Origin of the sequence: Alkalicoccus chagannorensis DSM 18086 (genome assembly GCF_000429725.1) — a bacterium.
Classification (GTDB): domain Bacteria; phylum Bacillota; class Bacilli; order Bacillales; family Salisediminibacteriaceae; genus Alkalicoccus; species Alkalicoccus chagannorensis.
Map to the genome: position 1 here is coordinate 16,666 of NZ_AUCK01000034.1, position 16,185 is coordinate 32,850.

A 16,185-nucleotide genomic window follows, 5' to 3' on the forward strand; every position below is an offset into this window, starting at 1 on the left:
ATGTAACTTGGTGAGCCATGGAGGATTCGAACCTCCGACCCTCTGATTAAAAGTCAGATGCTCTGCCAGCTGAGCTAATGGCTCCCGTCTGAATTGGCGATAAGCGGCGAATCTCTTCGGCTCCTTCGCTTCGTTCCTTTTGTCACGTACTCCTGTACGCTCCAACGTCTCTCTGCTCGGTTTCTCGACCTTCTTGCTTCTCCCCAATCAGATGCATGGGGCTACGTGCAGTCGACCGGGCGGCGATAAGCGGCGAATCTCTTCGGCTTCTTCGCTTCGTTCCTTTTGTCACGCTGATCCATCCGTATATGAAATGGCAGGGCTAGCAGGATTCGAACCTGCGAGTCACGGAATCAAAATCCGATGCCTTACCGCTTGGCTATAGCCCTGCGTGGATGGTGCTGGCCAGAGGACTTGAACCCCCAACCTACTGATTACAAGTCAGTTGCTCTACCAATTGAGCTAGGCCAGCATGGTGACCCGTACGGGATTCGAACCCGTGTTACCGCCGTGAAAGGGCGGTGTCTTAACCACTTGACCAACGGGCCTGAAATTTGTCGGCGTAGCTGCTGACAAGAATGAATATTATCAAACCCGGCCCCTTTTGGCAAGACTTTTAAACCACTTTTTTCGGAAAAGAAAAAGGTCGGAATTTTCACTTCTTCGAAAGCGTTTTCCCCTCTGTGTTATGATGGAAATCACACCAATCTTTGATAGGAGGAATCCCCGTATGTGGACACCCGAGACGGCATTCGCTGCTCTCCGCGACGTATATGATGAGGAACTGATGATCGAGGAAAAACGAAAAGTCATGCTGGATCTGCAGCGTCAGCTGGAAGAGCGGCTGGACGACATGGCCCTCCGTCATCTTATGCCTCCGGAATTGGACGAGCAGCTCTCCCGCTACAAGATATCCACCTTCATGTCCGGCGACAATATTTTTCAGTCCATGCGCCATGTTTTTTTAATTGCGCGGGGGGAACCTCAAGGATCCCGTCAGGAAACAGAGGCTCACTTGCAGCGAATCTACCGGACGCTTTTCCAGCCGGCTGCACGACGCAACCCGGTTATTCCGGACAGCTTCTGGCGCACCCCGCTTGGGACCGCCTGTCTTGTTGCAGACAAAGGAATCGAAGCCGCCTACCCCATTCTGGACGAAGTACGCGCGGTTCAAACAGAAGAGAAGCTGTAAAAAAAGGCAGGGTCCCAAAAGGGTCCCTGCCTGTAACTGTTTAAAATGGAGCTTCCTACCGGACTCGAACCGGTGACCTCATCCTTACCATGGATGCGCTCTACCAACTGAGCTAAGGAAGCGGAAATGGCTCCACCGGTAGGATTCGAACCTACGACCCATCGGTTAACAGCCGATTGCTCTACCACTGAGCTACGGTGGAATAATCTCTGATTGGCGATAAGCATCGAATCTCTTCGGCTCCTTCGCCTCGTTCCTTTTGTCACGTACCTTTGTACGCTCCAACGTCTCTCTGCTCGGTTTCTCGACCTTCTCGCTTCTCCCCAATCAGATGCATGGAGCAGCGTGCAGTCGACCGGGCGGCGATCAGCATCGAATCTCTTCGGCTCCTTCGCCTCGTTCCTTTTCCTATCTACATAAAAAAGTTGACCCGGCAGCGTCCTACTTTCGCAGGGGGAGAGCCCCCAACTATCATCGGCGCTGAAGAGCTTAACTTCCGTGTTCGGCATGGGAACGGGTGTGACCTCTTCGCTTTCGCCACCGGGTTATGTCATTTTACCGACATTTTGTATCTTACTACATTATCCTTCTGATTGGCAAGGGATGTTTCAAATTTTTCTTCTTTTCATTTTCCAGCATGATCTGAGTGCTGACACTGTTTTTGCTGTGGGAACGAGGCGAACCAAGCCACCAGCATTGGTGTAAAGGAAAACCACTGTCTGCCTTTAAGACCTCCAGCCTTCATATACATTTAATTTCCTGCTCTCACTAAGTCAGTATGGTATGCTGAAAGCAGATTTCACAGTAGATGAAAAAAACATTATCCGGGCAGGCACAACATTCGACTGGCCTGATTTGTGCACAAAAGCGCAAAGCGCCTTTTGGTCGGAACGGCATGCGGAAGCGCTGCAAGCTTTCTGAGGGAAGAAAACGTTCTTTGTTTCTTCCCGAGCAGCGCATGGAGCCGCCGTCACACTGTATGAAAACTTATACATTCCTATCATGCGAAGAAATGGAGGCCCTTCATGCTAAAAATCAAAATCCACCCGGTTCTGATTGCCGCTCTATGGATCGGGAGTATCACCTGGCTTTACTATGCTTACCAGAGCTTTACTGCAGGAAACACCGGACAGACGCTGTTCTTCCTCGGCCTGGCTGCCTTCATGGCCTGGCTTGCAGCCACAGGCATGGCAGGAAACAAAGACGAAAAAACATCCTCAGGGAAAGACGAAGACACAGCAGACGACCGAACTAGATAGCCGCCTCCCCTGAAACGTGCCCCATCAAAGCCGCTCCGGCAGTCAGCTCCCCGATTTGGGCGTGAGCAGCTGCAGGAGCGGCTTTCTGTCTGTCCTAGCGGAGGAGGCTTCAGCTTCTCGCTGACAGCCAAATCAAAACCGCCCCTCCTGGAAGGAAGGGCGGTGAAGCAATGCGTTATTTTTTCTTCTTTTTCTTTTTCTTCTGCGACTGTTTCTGCTTGGTGTTCGTCGTAATCGTACGGTCTCGTTCCTGTTCCTGCGCGACCGTCGGCTGCCGTCCGTTCGGCTGCGCATGCAGGCGGTGGAGGATCAGAATCTGGTACGTGTTAGCTACGAGAAGCGGAACGATCGCATTGATGATATATTCCATGTCATTGCCGGTGAACGACGGAATCCACTCAATCATCGTCACGACAACCATGAAGAACAAGGTCGGTACAAACGCCTGGCGATTCGTATCCCGGGCTTTGATTTCAGCGACAATCCAAGCGTAAGCCAGCAGCATGAGCGGCATGATGGCATAGCCGAGCAGCGATTCGCCTTCTTCAGCAAAGAAGAAATGGCGGAAAAACATCAAATCGAAAAGAGCAAAAGCGATGATCACGACCTGAACTTTGTTCCAGAGCCGGACGGACTTAAATATGCCGAGCCCGAACCGGTGAATGGTTAAATACGCGAAGAACCCCATCTGGGCAATAACCGTCCAGAGAGAGGCGATGACCACGATGACAAACAGACCGCCGATCCCCTGCATGAAGCCGAGTTCACGGAAAGCGAAGATGACCTCATCATAGCTTTGAATCAAAGCCATCAAGGAGCCGGCAGCGGTACCTATAAGAAGCGTCGACCAGAATAAGAAGACGACTTTTCTACTATTCACGAGCGTTCCTCCTAACGCAGTTGTATCCATCGTCCATTGTAGCAGAAGAAGCAGGGGCACCGCCACGGTTTTCACCGGCCTGTCACAGGTACAGGCGTGGGATGCGAAGGCTTCCCAACAGAAAAGTCCCTCCCCGGAATGAGCCCGGGAAGGGACGGATGCTTAGGCGTCTTCGGTCTTTTTCGTTTTTTCCATGACAGAAGCCGCAATCTCATCATAAATCTGCCCGATAGGATCCGTTTCATTGTACACGGACGGTGCAAACAGATCGCGGTCGTAGTCCGGCTGACCGAGTGGAATCTGAGCGAGCACTTCCGACTGCAGCTCTTCTGCAAGCTTCGGACCTCCGCCTTTGCCGAAGACATATTCTTTCTCTCCGGTAGACTGGCTCTGGAAGTAAGCCATGTTCTCGATGATACCGAGAATCTCATGCTCTGTTTTCAGCGCCATCGCACCGGCTCGGGCCGCAACGAACGCAGCCGTGGCGTGCGGTGTCGTCACGATGATTTCCTTCGACTGCGGCAGCATGGAGTGGATATCGAGCGCCACATCCCCTGTTCCCGGCGGAAGGTCGAGAATGAGGTAGTCGAGATCATCCCACTCCACTTCATTGAAGAAGTTGTTGAGCATTTTCCCGAGCATCGGTCCGCGCCAGATGATCGGCGAGTTGTCCTCGACGAAAAAGCCCATCGAAATGACCTGGACGCCGAATCGTTCTACAGGATAGATCCGTTCATTTTCGACGCGGGGACGCTCTTCGATGCCCATCATGTCGGGCACGCTGAACCCGTAGATGTCCGCATCGATGATACCGACTTTCTTCCCTTGGCGTGCCAGGGAGACGGCCAGGTTCACCGAGACGGTCGACTTCCCGACGCCGCCTTTCCCGCTCGTCACCGAGATGAACGTCGTCTTGTCCGTCCGGTCCAGAAGGGATGTCGACTCTTCTTCCTGCGCCATGTCGAACTTCGCAATGACGTCATCCGGAAGCTGTTCAAAACGCAGGCCGACCGAATCGGCGCCGGCTTCTTTCAGCGCGGTCACAATCTGCTGCTGCAGCTGCATCTGCTCTCCCGTCCCCGGCTGGGCAATCGCCAGCTTGAGGCTGAGGAGCTTATCTTTAATTTTCACCTCTTTGATGGAACCAAGTTCCGCCAAAGGTGTATGGAGATGAGGGTCTTCGATCTCCCCCAGTATTTCATGAACTTTCTCTTCGGTAATCATATGAGCACCGTCCTTTATCTGCGTGAATTCGATTACACCATGTATCATTATAACACAGGCGCCCCGGTCCCTTGAAAGCTTCCCCTCTTATTTCCAACAGGGAATTTTCATGGCGGCACAAAAGACCATCTCAGGCATGCTCAAACTCGTTTCACATGGCAAAAAGGAAAAACAATCACGCACCCTTTCCAGGAGGGAAGGGAGGCGACGCCAGAGAACAGCCCCCCTTAGCAGACGTCCGCCTAAAACGGAAGCAAGGGTTTTCTCTCTTCACACCCAGCCGGCTTGGCCGTCTCCTTGTATCAGCACTTTCTTAAACTATGACAAAAAAACGCCTCCAGCTTCATCGGAGACGTTCTTCTTCTAGTTTGTCAGCTGCAAGTTCGACATCGGGAAAAAGACGACCGTCGAGCGGCCGAGGACATCATCCTCTTCGATCAGTCCGAGCCCGTTGCGACTGTCCAGACTGTTCCCGCGGTTGTCTCCCATGACGTAATATTCATCGTCGTCCATCGTGACTTCTTCAATAGATTCGACGTAATCCTCAAGCTCATTCACGTAAGGCTCGTCAATTTCTTCTCCGTCAACAAGAAGCATTCCCTCTTCCATGGAAATCGTTTCTCCCGGCATCGCAATCAGCCGCTTCACGTAATGACGGTTGTTCTCTTCGATAATGACAATATCGCCACGGTCAAACTCCCCGAGCCAGGTCGGGATTTTATTCACAAGAATTCGGTCGCGGTCTTCCAGAGATGGCTCCATCGACGCCCCTTCCACCACGTACGGTGCCATGATGAACGACCGTACAATCAGCGCCACTGCCACCGCCGCCACAATCGGCACAAGCCAGGACCCTTTTTTCTTTTCTTCCGCCACAGTGGCATCCTCCTTATCAAACCTCAGTCTCCAACTATTTTAGCATAATACTCCCCTCGGAACACCCCCGGCCCTTCCATGATCTATGTAATTTTATGGCGGTGTCCCGTTTGACGGAATAGAAAATCCCGGCAGTCGTTGCTGCCGGGACAGTTCCTTGTATGAGTTTTAGAGCATAGAAAAGATAAAGCTGATAACGACAAGAAGTCCAATAACCATGAGAATCGTTCGGAGCATACAAGCATCCCCTTTCAAAAGAATCTGCTTGTCTTTTCCTTTTTCCGGGAAGTATTAAACCTAAATCCAGGACTTTCGTTAATTCACGTCAAACAACACCTCTTCATGCTCATGAATGTCCTCGTCTTCCGCATGAATCACCACATGGTACTCTGCTGCCTCAGTAAACGTATAGGCAGCTTCGTACCTGCCGTCTCCCGCCTCTTCCATGTCGATCCAGTCGCGCACCTCATCGCCATGCGTCCAGATTTCCAGGCGGACGTCACCATTTTCCCAGCCTTCTTCCTCCAGAGCCGCATCGACCTGCAGCAGGACCTCTTCCCCGGCATTCGCTTCCGTTTCTGCCAGGTTCAAGGTAAGCTCATCCGTATGGTCATCTTCGTGATTGCCGTGGTGATGGTCGTCGTCTTCCCCGCCGTGATGATCGTGATCATTCATGTCCTGATGATTCTCGTCCTCATCCTCCAGCTCCTCGATATCAGGATCACCCACGATGACCTGTTCTACCGGCATAACATGCGTCCCACGGGCCGTCGTGTGCGGCTGTATATAGTAGACTGCTTCCTCCTCAAACGTATAATCGATATCATAGACACCTTCTACCCCCGGTCGCCCAGCTTCGATCATGTCGCCGCTTTCCCCTTTTTCGCCATCTTTCCAGATTTCAAACAGGACTTCCTCGGCATCGTCGACGTGTTCATCCCCCTGGGTCAGCTGGGCACCAAGCGTCACTTCTTCTCCAGGATCAACGGCATCAGGCGCCTGCACCTCGACCTCCAACGGCTCCATGTTGACGTCCTCGATGCTCACCGCTCCTCCGGTATCATTGCTGTTTTCTTCCTCTGTGCCGCATGCAGCAAGTGCGAGCACCGCCGCGGCTGTCAGCAGACCTGCTTTCTTCATCGTCTCTTCCTCCCCTGTATGCTCTCTCCTTTGTAGTTTACGCCTCTTTGTCTAAAAATTGAAGTGAAGGTCCTGTGAACGAAAAAACGCACAGAGCGCCCTTCGTCAAAACAGTGCGCGGAGGATACAGCCGGCACTTCCCTGCCCGGACGAAGGTTTGGAATCCCTTTTTTTGGGAATGGAGAATGAGAGACAACCGATGGGAGGAACATGCCGTGAAAACATTCATCCTGCTCACTGCAGCCGCAGCCACCGCTGCAGGATGCAGCGCCGAAAACGAAAACACAGACGAAGAGACGGTACCGGACCAAGACGTCAACGACAATAGGGAAGAAGAAGCGGCACCCGCGCAGGAAACTCCAAGTGCCGAGGAGCTGCTGGAAGCGGCTGCCGGCGCATATGAAGATCAAGACTATTACCAGGAAAGAACCGTGACAACAGAAGCGGATGACGGTGAAGCCGGAGACGACGAGAATGTAATAGAAGAGTATTACTGGGAATATTACAGTGAAGACGGCCTCCTGACGCGCACCGAATACCACGATGAACATGGACCGACGGAATACGAAGTCGTCATCGAACCAAATCAAGCTGTCCTGCACTACACGGAAGGCGACGAAGAGGCGTCGATTGAAGACCCGGATCACGGTCATGGATCGTCCCGATCTACCTCATTGCAGCGGATGCTGGACGAGGCGGATGACGATGCTCCTCGTGAAGTGGACTCGTCGGAGATAGACGGAGAAGAGGCCTATAAGCTCACAACCGCCGGCAACGACATCTGGTTCCGCGCAGAGGATTACGCGGAAATCCGCACCGAAGGACCAACGGACGATTACACGGTAGAGGTCAGCACCCACGAGTGGAACCCGGAGTTCGACATAGACTTATTTGAAGAAGAAGCGATTCTTCCGGACGACGTCACCCTCATCGACCGCCGCGGCTCGGATACCGACTGAACGCCAACCCTTTTACCAGCTCTGCCCCCTCTGCCCCCTGCCGGCAGAGGGCTTTTTTCTGTTCTGCCGTCCGGCCGGAAAGCCTGCGAGGCAGGCATGCCAGCGTCCTGCTTCTGTATGTATTCTTGGATGCTTCCGCTGGCCGGAGTCGGTGGCAGCGGCGGAAAGCGGGTCGCTTCACGGAAAAAAGGGGACGCCCGCCTCCCGGAAGCGGGCGGGTACCAGGCGCAGGCGGGACGCCCTGAAGAAAAAAGGAGCCACCGGCTTGAAATGGAGCCGGTGGACGACCGGAACACGCCGCTCGGCAGCCATTTTGAGACGGTCCACTCCGTGATTTGAGCCACCCCTGCCAACAACACAAACGGCAACTGACCGGCCGTATGCCACGCTGGAAAAAGAGCAGGGTATGCGGCTTTTCGGCGCGCCCTCGCCCGATGCGGCAGGCATGCCAGCGCCCTTCTTCCGCACCCATTTTTGGACGCTTATGGAGAGGATCGGCTGAAGGTTGTTGATCCTGTGTCCGTCGATTTAGTCCGGAGCGGTCACTCAGGTCGCTCGAGCGGTCACTCAGCCGCCAGGAGCGGTCTGACGGCGGACGAAAGCGGTCGCTCAGAGAAGAAAAGCAGTCATTCACCTCCTCAGCGGTCATTCAGAGGACCGCAGCGGTCGTTCCGCTCATCAAAACGGTCACTCAGTCGGAGCCGGCAGACACAAAGCCCCCTCCTCCTTTTCCCTCCTTTTTGCGAGAAGATGCTCCCCCGTTTTCGTCGAACGGCGTCCGCCGGCTGTTTCCCGGACATCGCATGAAGCCGCCGCCCCCCCTGTATGAAAACTTTCCTATCCTGCGAAAAAACCGCCCTCCCCATTCGGAAGGCGGCTTTGTTTCTTATTAAAATGGTCCCCAGCCGATAAAGTGAGCTGTCAGCAGGTAGACCATCCCGATCAGCGTCCACGCAATCAGCAGCGGGATGATGAATTTCGTCCACTTCCACCACGAGATGCCGGCTGCGGCGATCGTCGCCATGAAGTAGCCCGATGTCGGGAAGAGAATGTTGGAAATGCCATCGCCGAGCTGGAAAGCGAGGATCGCCGTCTGGCGCGTCGTCCCTACTAAGTCCGCAAGCGGAATCATGATCGGCATCGTGATCATCGCCTGTCCGCTTCCGGAAGGCACGAAGAAGTTAAAGAACCCTTGGCTTCCGAGCATGCCGAGTACGGTGATCGACTGCGGCAGCTGACTGACGACGGTCGAGAGGGCGAAAATAATTGTGTCGATGATCTGACTTTCTTCCATCACGACAGCCACACCACGGGCAATCCCGATGATCATCGCGCCCATCAGCACCTGGCGGAATCCATTATTGAAGGCTTCACTCAAGCCTTCGCCGGACAGCCCGGCGACGAGACCGACGACCACACCCATCGCAAGGAAGTACCCTGCCAGCTGCACGAAATCCCACTGGAAGGTGAGCACCCCGATAATCATGCCAAGGAACATGACGATCGCCGTGATGCCCGCTGCTTTCCCCCGTCTGGACAGGTTGACGGCTTCCGGCACACCGCCGCCAGCTTCCTCCAGCTCCCGACGGTCTGCTTCCACCAGCTCCGGATTCCGCTCAAGCTTTTTGGCGTAATACATCAAGAAAAGAATACCCGCGAGAATGATCGTCGACAGGACGAGCGCCCGGTAAAGCGCACCGGAATACATCGGCAGCTCCGCCAGTTCATGCGACAGCCCTACGGTACCCGGGTTCGTGATCGATCCAAGGAACCCACCCGACGTTGCAATCAGCGCAATACCGGCTGCCATCAGTTTATTGTAGCCGAGCTGAATCATCAGCGGAATCAGAATCGGCACGTACAGCAGACTCAATTCCGGTGTTCCGACAAAGGCCGCAATCGACGCGAACGCCGTGACGAGAATCGGAATGATGAGAATCCGGCGGTGCATGAAGGTCCGCGTCAGGCGGTCGACGCCGAAGTGGATCAGCCCCGCTGCCTGCATCACCATGAACACGCCGCCGATCATGAAGGTAAAGAACACAACTGCACTCGCATCAATCAGACCGTTTGGCACAGCCGTCAAAAACTCCATCAGCCCAATCGGTGCTGCGTCAATGAACTGGAAGGCTTCCGGGTCAATCATCTCCTGCCCGTCCGGTCCTTCCACCGTGCCGTATTCTCCGGCCGGAATGATATAGGAAAGGACACTCATCAGCGCAATCAGGCCGACCAGCAGCACGTAAATGTGCGGAAATTTAAATCTTGACGGAGCCACTTCCTCCTGCGGCTCGGACTCCCACTGCCTCTCCAGCTCTTCCTGTCGTTTTGCCATGTTATCGCTCTCCCCCATGTGAAAATGTAAGATCATAAACTTGTTCGCCGCGGCAGTAGACACTGCTCACACGCCCTTGAAACGAGGCTCCGATATACGGGGTTTCTTTATGTCTCTGGAACAAATCGTCTTCCTTCAATGTCCACGCTTCCTCAAGATCAAGCAGCGTGATGTCCGCCGGTCCTCCCGGTTCCAGCCGGCCACCATCAAGGTCAAAGCACGCTGCCGGTTTTGACGTCACCCAACTGATCACTTCCTCCAGCGGAAGCCCCCTGCGGTGCACGCCTTCCGTCAGCAGGACATCGATCGTCTGCTGGGCACCGGCGATGCCGCCCCAGCTCTCGAGCACGGTCCCTTCCTTTAACGAAAACGGAGCAGGGGAGTGATCCGAGCTGACGAGGTCCAGCACTCCGTTCTGCAGCGCCTGCCAGAGATGTTCCCGCTCCGCCGCATCCCGCAGCGGCGGGGCACATTTTGCTGTCGGACCGATCCGTGCTGCATCGTCGAGAGTGAAATATAAGTAGTGGGCGCAGGTCTCCGCGGTGACATTCACCCCGCGTGCCTTCGCCTCTGCGATCACGTTGACAGCATCCCCGCAGCTGACGTGGCAGATATGTACCGGACAGCCGGTCCATTCTGCATAAAGAAGGATCCGGCGCACGGCTTCTACCTCGGCTGCCTTCGGTCGCGTCTGTTCATACTCGTGCATCGACGTCTTCCCAGCTTCCGCGGCTCGTTTGGTCAGCCAGTGGATCAGCATATCCGACTCGGCGTGAACAGCCAGCCGGCTGCCGAGTGCTGCGATTTTCTCCATGCCGTACAGAAGCGTTTCATCTTCCGCATGCTCAAAGTCCGGCGTTCCTGCCCGCGACATGAACGCCTTGAAGCCGATGACGCCAGCTTCGTGCATCGCTTCCAGATCTGCCAGGTGCCCCGGCATCAGTGCTCCCCACCAATGCGTGCGGATCAGTGATTTCTCCGCGGCAATCGCCCGCTTCTCCTCCACTCTGGAGGCCGTCGCGGTCGGCGGCTTCGAGTTCAGCGGCATGTCGAACAGCGTTGTCACACCGCCGGCAGCCAGTGCCCGTGTTCCGGTTGTCATGCCTTCCCAGTCTGTACGTCCCGGCTCATTGATATGCACATGAACATCAATCAGTCCGGGAACGGCTGTCTTTCCCCGGCCGTCCTCGATCACGTCTCCCTCTGCCGTACCGGCTGCCTCGATGGATGCGATGCGCTCTCCCTGCATCACGATATCGCGCTCCTGCCAGCTTCCTTCATAGAAAAGTTGAATGTGCTGCAGTACTTTCTGCATCGCCCTGCCCCCCTGTTGTCTTGGATGCGTTCAGTTTATCGCCCCGCTGCTCGGACGGCATTGGGCATTGCGCACAATCAAAACAGGCAAAAACACACAATACGCACAATGAAATCAACGCACCGTGGATGGTTTCATCCAAACAAGAGGAAGACCCTGTGGCTGCCTCTTCAACAAAAGACCTTTTTCCTTCGTCTCCGAACAGCGGACGAATCCGCCGTCTCCTTTCTATGAAAACTTTTACATTCCTAACCAGCAAAAAGGACAGTGCGTCCGCCTGTACGCGGATCACACTGCCCTGCCGGGTTCTTTTTCCTTTCGGAGAAAGAGGTGTCACATTTCATGACACAGTTTTTCTATTTTTCTGTTTTTTCTTCTGCAGCTGCCTCCAGGCGCGCATGCAGATGCAGGGCAAGACGAAGTTCGAGGGAGGTCGCAGGCGCTTTGACATCCGTGCCGAGCAGGTCTTCGCATTTGCGCAGCCGGAACAGCACCGTATTCCGGTGGACGTGGAGCGCCTCGGCGGTCCGGGCAATATGTGTCTGCTGGGCCAGGTATTCCTGCAGCGTCTCCAGCAGTACCCTGCGCTCTTTTTCCTGATCGACCTGCAGAAGCGGCTGGAGCCGATGCTCTACGAAGGAACGCTGATTTTCATCGGGCACCATATTAAGGAGTTCCTGCATCCCTTTCGTGCGGCTCGTCTGAATAAAGGAGCCCTGATACAGCTGCAGTCCGGCGTGCAGCGCCTCGACCGCTTCCTGCCACGTTTTCGATAATTCCACCAGCTGATACGCAGCGTGGCCGACGCCGAACGAGACATCGGCCTGCAGCTCCTGTCGGCAGAGCGTCTGCAGATCGGCCAGTCCGTCGGTGAACTGCTGCTCGACCTCCTCATGAAAAAAGTGAATCCCGACGAGCAGCACGAACAATTCCCCTTTCGAGAACAGGACGTGATGCGGAAACACTTCGGGCAGCAGCGCCTCCATATAGTCATACACATCGTTCTTCCGCTCATAGAGCACCCGCTCACTGACCGTCGTTCCACTCGTATCCACCTGCGCCGCTGCCGTTAAGTACAGCGTATCCTCTTCCAGGCCGTAAAACTTCCCCCTCGATAGAATTTCCGCATTCGTCTGAAAGCTCCCTTCCAGCACGTCGTTGAAAAACGCGTTCCGCATCATGCGCTCATGCTGGTGCACCGCCTGCTGTTTCATGAGTTCGAAGGAAATGACGTTGGCCGCCTGGGATAAAAACAACGCAGACCCATGATCAGACGGCAGCTCTCCTTCGACAATGAAAAGCCCACTGCGCCGGCTTCCGACTTGAATCGGATACGTCGAATAGAGCCTGCCGCTTTCCGACCGGCGTACGGCCAGCTGCTGCTGTCCTTCCAGTGGCCGCAGCCGGACCCAGTCCTCCTGATTGGCTTCCTTCTTCGTATAAAGAACTGCGCCGCGGTGATCCATTAAGGAAATGCTGCGGCGGACTTTTTTCTCGATTTCACGCATGACAATCGTCAGGCCGTCTTCCTGATGCAGCAGCCGGCTGAGGCGCTCGTGGAAATCTTTGGACTCCTGGAGTTCGGTTTCTTTGCTCTGCAGGATCAAGGCCAGCGTCTCATGGACCAGGTCCCCGAGCGCCGTTTCTTCGCTCAATTCCAGCAGCGGCAGCCCGTGCTCCTCCGCTGCCTCCACCGCTTCCTGCGGCAGTGCCTGCAGGAAGCGGCCCGGCTTCAGACCGAGGCCCGCACAGCCGATCCGGGCCATCGCAGCAATCAGTTTCGGCAGACGTTCCGGTTCTTCTTTCATCGAATACCCGGTCGTCAAAAGAAGCTGCCCTTCTTTTAAGTACCGTTCAATGTCCGGAGCGTCCATCATGTTGACGGACTGTACCGGAGTATCCAGCCCCCGCCGGCCGGCGCGCACCCGTGCTGTACGCAGGGCCGACTGCTGCTGCAGTTCAGATAACAGCATCTTCTATCCCTCCTGTCAGATAATCTCCGCCGCCGCTGTTTCCGGCGTCTTCGTCTTCTCCCATTATGTCCGACAACCTGCGGGAGTGATTGAGCATGATTATACAATATCACCGCACTCATTGTACAATCTGCCTAATGCTTTTTTCTGGTGTTCTGGTAGCATGAGAGACATTCAACGTCTATTCAGGAGGGGTGCACGTGCTGAAAACAAAAGAAAACATCCACGAAAAACTCAACTGGCTCGCCACCTTCAGCGATCCCGGCGAAGGAATCACCCGGCTGCTCTTTACAAAAACGTGGCAGCAGGCGCGGGAGGCGCTGCAAGCGTATATGGAGGAACTCGGTTTTGACGTACGCGGGGATGCCGCCGGGAACCTGTACGGCCGTATTCCCGGCCGAAGTCCACGCGTCGTCATGACCGGCTCGCATCTGGACAGCGTCCGCTCCGGCGGCCGCTACGACGGCGCCTACGGCGTTCTCGCCGCCATCCACGCGGTCTACCATACGTGGTGCCTGCACGGCACACCAGAAAAAACCATGGAGGTCGTTGTCTTCAGTGAAGAAGAGGGCAGCCGGTTTCCTTACGCCTACCTCGGCTCCCGCTATGTGACCGGTCAAGTAGATCCAGAACGGCTGGAGAACGCCGCAGACGGTGCAGGTGTCACCATCGACGCGGCGCGGATCGAAGCCGGTATCACAGAGGCGTGGGACGACACCCCGAGAACGGACATCGACCAGTTTCTTGAAATCCATATCGAGCAGGGCCGGCAGCTCGAGGCTGCCGGCGAGTCGATAGGGATTGTCGATGCAATCGTCGGACAGCAGCGGTTTTATTTCACGGTGTCCGGCCAGGCGAATCACGCCGGTACAACGCCGATGCCGCTTCGGGCTGATGCGATGGAAGCGGCAGCGGCCATGATCCATCGACTACTGGAGGAAACGCGCCGACGCGGTGATCCGCTGGTAGCCACCGTCGGCCAGCTGGACGCTTCCCCTGGGTCGGTCAACGTGATCCCCGGCAGCGTCACCTTCTCCCTCGACGTCCGTCATCCGGATGACGAGGCGCTGCAGGCAGCTGTAGCAGCCGTCTCCGGTATCTGCCGGGATACGGCCGAAGCGTACGGCGTCTCCCTGCACATCGATCCGTTCATGACGATCGATGCCGTACCTATGTCTCAGGCGATGTGCCATGACCTCGATCACATCTGTTCCCGCGACGACATCGCCTATCGGCGCATGTACAGCGGCGCGGGCCATGATGCACAGGTAATGGGACGCCACTGCCCCTCCGCGCTGCTGTTCGTCCCCAGTACCGACGGCATCAGCCACAACCCGAAGGAGTACACCGAACCCCAGTACCTCGATGAAGGCATCACCGTCATGCAAGAGGCCCTAACGATCTGGGCATACAAGGAGGAATCATCATGAATCGTTTCATCCCACCACGCCGGACTATCATGACGCCCGGCCCCGTCGAAGCCGATCCTCGCGTCCTGCAGGCAATGAGCAGTCCCATTGTCGGTCAGTTCGACCCTGCTTTCACCGATTTGATGAATGAAACCATGACGCTGACCCGACGCCTCTTTCATTCAGACAACCACTGGGCCTTTCCGATCGACGGGACGTCCCGCTCCGGCATGGAAGCGGTCATGGTCAGCCTGATCGAGCCGGGGGACCGTGTGCTCATTCCGATCTACGGCCGCTTCGGCTGGCTCCTCACCGAAATTGCCGACCGCTGCGGCGCGGAGATCATCACGATGGAAACCGAATGGGGCAGCGTCTTCGCGCCGGAGGACGTCATTGCCCGCATCGAGGAAGAACAGCCGAAAATCACGGCCATTGTCCACGGCGAAACGTCTACCGGCTGCCTGCAGCCGCTCGAAGAGATCGGCCGTGCCGTCCGCAGTCAGGGGGGACTCTTCCTCGTCGATGCTGTCGCCACGATCGGCGGCGTTGCTTTTCACATGGATGACTGGCACGTCGATGCGGTCGTCGGCGGAACGCAGAAATGTATCTCCGGACCGTCTGGTTCTGCTCCTGTCTGCTACAACGACCGGGTGGAACGTACCCTGGCGCCACGAAGGCAGGTGGAGCGCGGCATCCGGGCAGAGGGAGATGAAGATGCCGCATCCGCGCCGATCCGCAGCAACTATTTTGACCTGACCCAGCTGCAGGATTACTGGAGCCCGCGCCGGCTGAATCATCATACGGAGGCGACGTCGATGCTGTATGCGTTGTATGAGTCGCTCCGGGTGGTGCACGAAGAGGGGCTGGAGGCGCGCTGGGACCGGCATCTCCTGCATGAGCGTGCGATTGTGGAGGGGATCCGGGCGATGGGGCTTGATCTCTACAACGATCATGCGAATAAGCTGCCGGTGGTGACGTGCATTCTTGTGCCGGACGGTGTGGAGGAAACGCCGGTACGGCAGATGATGCTGGAGGAATTCGGCGTGGAGATCGCTGCTTCCTTCGGGCCGCTCCAGGGACTGATCTGGCGCATTGGCGCGATGGGCTATTCGGCGCGGAAGGAAAACGTGTATCACGTCCTGTTTGCTTTTGAAGCCGCGCTCATGGCGCACGGCGCGTCGATTCATCCAGGTGCCGCTGTTCAGGCCGCCCGGCGCGTCTATGAAGACGCCCGCACGGCAGCCGCTGCTCCCAGCTGACAGAACAAAAGCGCAAAGCGCCTTTTGATCGGAACGGCGTGCGGAAGCGCTGCAAGCCTTTTGAGGGAAGAAGACGTTTTTGTTTCTTCCCGTGCAGCGCATGAAGCCGCCGTACCCCTGTACGAAAACGTATACTCCCTCTTTCTACTTTTTCAAAAGCGCAGTATCTTCATATATCTTCGAATTACTCTACCGGCCGTTTAAAATAAAGCTTTCTCACAAACTGTTTTTTTCATTTTTAGGATTATGTGGTAAATAAGGGTCCATCCGATGACTCATGGTTAAAAATACCAATTATTTCTCTGACCTATGGTCGCACATGTGGATCTCCACGCTGCTCACGGTGGTGTACCCTCCCACGTCT

13 protein-coding genes, 6 tRNA genes and 1 rRNA gene are annotated in these 16,185 nt (G+C 55.7%); 6 read left to right on the top strand and 14 right to left on the bottom strand.

The genetic code is table 11. From position 1 onward, the window contains the following. Nucleotides 1-8: 8 nt before the first annotated feature. The 4 genes from G477_RS0114160 to G477_RS0114175 form a co-directional block, all read right to left on the bottom strand. Nucleotides 9-84 (bottom strand) — tRNA-Lys (locus tag G477_RS0114160). A 230-nt stretch (nucleotides 85-314) separates the two neighbouring features. Continuing rightward, nucleotides 315-389, bottom strand: a tRNA-Gln gene (locus G477_RS0114165). 7 nt (nucleotides 390-396) lie between these two features. Continuing rightward, a tRNA-Thr gene (locus G477_RS0114170) sits at nucleotides 397-472 on the bottom strand. 1 nt (nucleotide 473) lies between these two features. Next, a tRNA-Glu gene (locus G477_RS0114175) sits at nucleotides 474-548 on the bottom strand. 182 nt (nucleotides 549-730) lie between these two features. On the opposite strand from G477_RS0114175, the gene G477_RS0114180 reads away from it, so the two are divergent. Further along, a complete protein-coding gene (locus G477_RS0114180) occupies nucleotides 731-1,192 on the top strand; it encodes a hypothetical protein (protein ID WP_026698496.1) in 462 nt (153 codons plus the stop codon). Nucleotides 1,193-1,238: 46 nt separating this feature from the next. Here the strand turns inward: G477_RS0114180 and G477_RS0114185 are convergent. The 3 genes from G477_RS0114185 to rrf all read right to left on the bottom strand — a co-directional run bounded on the left by G477_RS0114185 (nucleotide 1,239) and on the right by rrf (nucleotide 1,737). Further along, nucleotides 1,239-1,314 (bottom strand) — tRNA-Thr (locus G477_RS0114185). Between the two features lie 5 nt (nucleotides 1,315-1,319). Beyond that, a tRNA-Asn gene (locus G477_RS0114190) sits at nucleotides 1,320-1,394 on the bottom strand. A gap of 226 nt (nucleotides 1,395-1,620) precedes the next feature. After that, a 5S ribosomal RNA gene (gene rrf / locus G477_RS0114195) occupies nucleotides 1,621-1,737 on the bottom strand. Nucleotides 1,738-2,217: 480 nt separating this feature from the next. On the opposite strand from rrf, the gene G477_RS0114205 reads away from it, so the two are divergent. Further along, a complete protein-coding gene (locus G477_RS0114205; protein ID WP_026698497.1) occupies nucleotides 2,218-2,451 on the top strand; it encodes a hypothetical protein in 234 nt (77 codons plus the stop codon). Nucleotides 2,452-2,626: 175 nt separating this feature from the next. Here G477_RS0114205 and G477_RS0114210 read toward each other — a convergent pair whose 3' ends face one another. The 4 genes from G477_RS0114210 to G477_RS0114225 all read right to left on the bottom strand — a co-directional run bounded on the left by G477_RS0114210 (nucleotide 2,627) and on the right by G477_RS0114225 (nucleotide 6,571). After that, on the bottom strand, nucleotides 2,627-3,331 hold the full coding sequence (locus G477_RS0114210) for a KinB-signaling pathway activation protein (RefSeq protein WP_026698498.1): 705 nt from the start codon (nucleotides 3,329-3,331) through the stop codon (nucleotides 2,627-2,629). Nucleotides 3,332-3,493: 162 nt separating this feature from the next. Beyond that, nucleotides 3,494-4,555, bottom strand: a complete 1,062-nt coding sequence (locus G477_RS0114215; RefSeq protein WP_026698499.1) for a P-loop NTPase — start codon at nucleotides 4,553-4,555, stop codon at nucleotides 3,494-3,496. 363 nt (nucleotides 4,556-4,918) lie between these two features. Next, entirely contained in the window at nucleotides 4,919-5,431 is a 513-nt protein-coding gene (lepB, locus tag G477_RS0114220; RefSeq protein ID WP_026698500.1) for a signal peptidase I, read from the bottom strand. Nucleotides 5,432-5,746: 315 nt separating this feature from the next. Next, nucleotides 5,747-6,571 carry a FixH family protein gene (locus G477_RS0114225; RefSeq protein ID WP_026698501.1) on the bottom strand — a complete coding sequence of 275 codons (825 nt, stop codon included), beginning with the start codon at nucleotides 6,569-6,571 and terminating at the stop codon, nucleotides 5,747-5,749. A 215-nt stretch (nucleotides 6,572-6,786) separates the two neighbouring features. Between G477_RS0114225 and G477_RS0114230 the strand changes: the two genes are divergently transcribed. Beyond that, entirely contained in the window at nucleotides 6,787-7,530 is a 744-nt protein-coding gene (locus tag G477_RS0114230) for a hypothetical protein (RefSeq protein WP_026698502.1), read from the top strand. Between the two features lie 117 nt (nucleotides 7,531-7,647). After that, nucleotides 7,648-7,869, top strand: a complete 222-nt coding sequence (locus tag G477_RS0114235; RefSeq protein ID WP_035212098.1) for a hypothetical protein — start codon at nucleotides 7,648-7,650, stop codon at nucleotides 7,867-7,869. 550 nt (nucleotides 7,870-8,419) lie between these two features. On the opposite strand, the gene G477_RS0114240 is transcribed toward G477_RS0114235, so the two are convergent. The 3 genes from G477_RS0114240 to G477_RS0114250 all read right to left on the bottom strand — a co-directional run bounded on the left by G477_RS0114240 (nucleotide 8,420) and on the right by G477_RS0114250 (nucleotide 13,153). Continuing rightward, nucleotides 8,420-9,865, bottom strand: coding sequence for a YfcC family protein (locus G477_RS0114240; RefSeq protein ID WP_051288054.1), 1,446 nt, complete (start codon nucleotides 9,863-9,865; stop codon nucleotides 8,420-8,422). 1 nt (nucleotide 9,866) lies between these two features. After that, on the bottom strand, nucleotides 9,867-11,180 hold the full coding sequence (gene allB, locus G477_RS0114245) for an allantoinase AllB (protein WP_026698505.1): 1,314 nt from the start codon (nucleotides 11,178-11,180) through the stop codon (nucleotides 9,867-9,869). A 356-nt stretch (nucleotides 11,181-11,536) separates the two neighbouring features. Beyond that, a complete protein-coding gene (locus tag G477_RS0114250) occupies nucleotides 11,537-13,153 on the bottom strand; it encodes a PucR family transcriptional regulator (RefSeq protein ID WP_026698506.1) in 1,617 nt (538 codons plus the stop codon). A gap of 200 nt (nucleotides 13,154-13,353) precedes the next feature. Here G477_RS0114250 and G477_RS0114255 point away from each other — a divergent pair, with 200 nt between their 5' ends. Both G477_RS0114255 and G477_RS0114260 read left to right on the top strand, forming a co-directional pair. Continuing rightward, nucleotides 13,354-14,583 (top strand): Zn-dependent hydrolase, encoded by a 1,230-nt coding sequence (locus G477_RS0114255; protein ID WP_026698507.1) that lies wholly within the window; start codon nucleotides 13,354-13,356, stop codon nucleotides 14,581-14,583. Then, on the top strand, nucleotides 14,580-15,821 hold the full coding sequence (locus G477_RS0114260) for a pyridoxal-phosphate-dependent aminotransferase family protein (RefSeq protein ID WP_026698508.1): 1,242 nt from the start codon (nucleotides 14,580-14,582) through the stop codon (nucleotides 15,819-15,821). The genes G477_RS0114255 and G477_RS0114260 overlap by 4 nt, the downstream gene beginning before the upstream one ends. The last annotated feature ends 364 nt before the right edge of the window (nucleotides 15,822-16,185 follow it).